The 1,026-nt window shown below is 53.8% G+C and carries 1 protein-coding gene; it reads right to left on the bottom strand.

Features of this window, described 5'->3' with window-relative positions:
* The coding region (locus tag Q7U71_00080; GenBank protein MDO9390158.1) for a Sua5/YciO/YrdC/YwlC family protein at positions 1-1,026 on the bottom strand (1,026 nt) is incomplete at both ends.

A 1,026-nucleotide genomic window follows, 5' to 3' on the forward strand; every position in this document is an offset into this window, starting at 1 on the left:
TTGTTGCCGGAAGCCAGACAGAAGACGTTCTTCATCTCCCCTCCCACTGCCAGTGTCGGAGGCACCGAAACCGGAAGGATTATCGGGTTTGGGGCATAGCCCCGGGAGTGACGGACGATCTGGATCAGAGGCTTGATGTCATTAATCTTCGGTTCTTGGTCATTCCCATTTTTTATATTTGATATTTTATTTATTGTATCAGTAATAAAGACTATCGAGTCGTCATTGCGGTTCTCAATGTCCCGGTCGTTCAGCAAAAAATGATCGGCCAGGCCCGCCAGCCGGTTCAAAGCCTCTTGGTTGCCGGCCGCCACCGGTTCATCCTGGACATTGCCCGAGGTCATCACCAGGGCCTTGAGTTCGGGATTTATTTTTTTCAGTTCCCTAAACAAAAGATGATGCACCGGCGCATAGGGCAGCATCACGCCCAGGTAGTTGTTCCCCGGTGCAACAATATCGGATATATTAAATATTTTATTTTTAGTATTTGATTTTCTTAACAGCACTATCGGCGCCTGGCTTGAGCCCAGCACTTTCTCCTCCGCTCCGCTTACCTGGCAGATTTCCCTAGCATCCTCCAGCGACCCGCACATCAGGGCCAGCGGCTTGTCCGGGCGGTTCTTCCTGTCACGAAGTTTTTTGACCGCGGCGTCATTGCCGGCATCGCAGGCCAGGTGAAATCCCCCTATTCCCTTGATGGCCAGGATCTCACCAGACAACAACAATTCTGCGGCCTTCGTCATCGCTTCTGATCTTTCGGCCTTTACTTTGCCGTCCCGGCCGCACAGCCAGACCCTGGGGCCGCAGACCGGGCAGGCATTGGGCTGGGCGTGGAACCTGCGGTTTTCCGGATCGTCGTATTCCCTTTGGCAGTCGGGGCACATGGTGAAGCCCGCCATGGATGTCAAAGGCCGGTCATACGGAGTATTTTGGATGATGGAGAACCGCGGCCCGCAGTTGGTGCAGTTTATGAAGGGATACAGGTAACGCCGGTCATTAGCGTCCAGCATCTCGGCCAGGCAGTCG

The organism is bacterium (assembly GCA_030655055.1).
In the GTDB taxonomy this organism is placed as follows: Bacteria; Edwardsbacteria; AC1; order AC1; family EtOH8; genus UBA5202.